Source organism: Synechococcus sp. R8-2 (assembly GCF_047461715.1).
Classification (GTDB): Bacteria; Cyanobacteriota; Cyanobacteriia; order Thermostichales; family Thermostichaceae; genus Thermostichus.
This window is the reverse complement of sequence record NZ_JANSHQ010000727.1, coordinates 1-545: the sequence shown is the minus strand read 5'-3', so window position 1 is coordinate 545 and position 545 is coordinate 1. Positions and strand designations below refer to the sequence as shown.

The following is a 545-nucleotide window of genomic DNA, read 5'->3' as shown; positions in this document are numbered from 1 at the left end:
TCCATGGGACGAAATGCGGGGAATGCGGAATATTGTGATCCATGAGTATTTTCAAGTGAGTTTGTCCATCATCTGGCAAACGATTCAAGAAGATCTTATTTTATTAGAAACCTCTCTTCGACAATTGATAAACCCTTAAGAGAAATGTACAATGTCGGAAGTAACAGCAGCATTAGACCTCACCTCATGCCCGGCTCCGATCCAGCGCGCCCATTTACTGTGGTGGTTGCCGACAACTTCCACTATGTGGAGAAATATAAAGAGTACGAGTACGGAAAGTTTGAGACCCTCGAAGCCGCAATTGCCGCTTGTAAGCGTATCGTCGACGAGTTTTTGATTGAGGCTTTGCGGCCCAGCATGACTGCTGACGAGCTCTACAGCGAATACACTTCGTTTGGAGACGACCCGTACATCGTTGGCTCGGAGGAGCCGGAAGTTCCCTTCTCAGCCCGTACCTAAGCAAAGGCGCGGTGTCTGGAGTTATGTGGATCCCAATCTGCACAAAACGCTGATGAGGATGAATCCGACAAATTGCCGGAGCAGCA

General features: G+C 48.6%; 2 protein-coding genes. Both read left to right on the top strand.

What is annotated here, in order from left to right; translation table 11 throughout:
• The first annotated feature begins 13 nt into the window (after positions 1 to 13).
• Positions 14 to 139, top strand: a complete 126-nt coding sequence (locus NW819_RS14285) for a DUF86 domain-containing protein (RefSeq protein WP_414414154.1) — start codon at positions 14 to 16, stop codon at positions 137 to 139.
• Positions 140 to 186: 47 nt separating this feature from the next.
• Positions 187 to 459 carry a hypothetical protein gene (locus NW819_RS14280; RefSeq protein ID WP_414347213.1) on the top strand — a complete coding sequence of 91 codons (273 nt, stop codon included), beginning with the start codon at positions 187 to 189 and terminating at the stop codon, positions 457 to 459.
• Positions 460 to 545 lie beyond the last annotated feature (86 nt).

Coding starts and splice junctions, on each gene's coding strand:
- NW819_RS14285 (WP_414414154.1), top strand. CDS start 14: ATGCGGGGAATGCGGAATATTGTGATCCATGAGTATTTTCAAGTGAGT.
- NW819_RS14280 (WP_414347213.1), top strand. CDS start 187: ATGCCCGGCTCCGATCCAGCGCGCCCATTTACTGTGGTGGTTGCCGAC.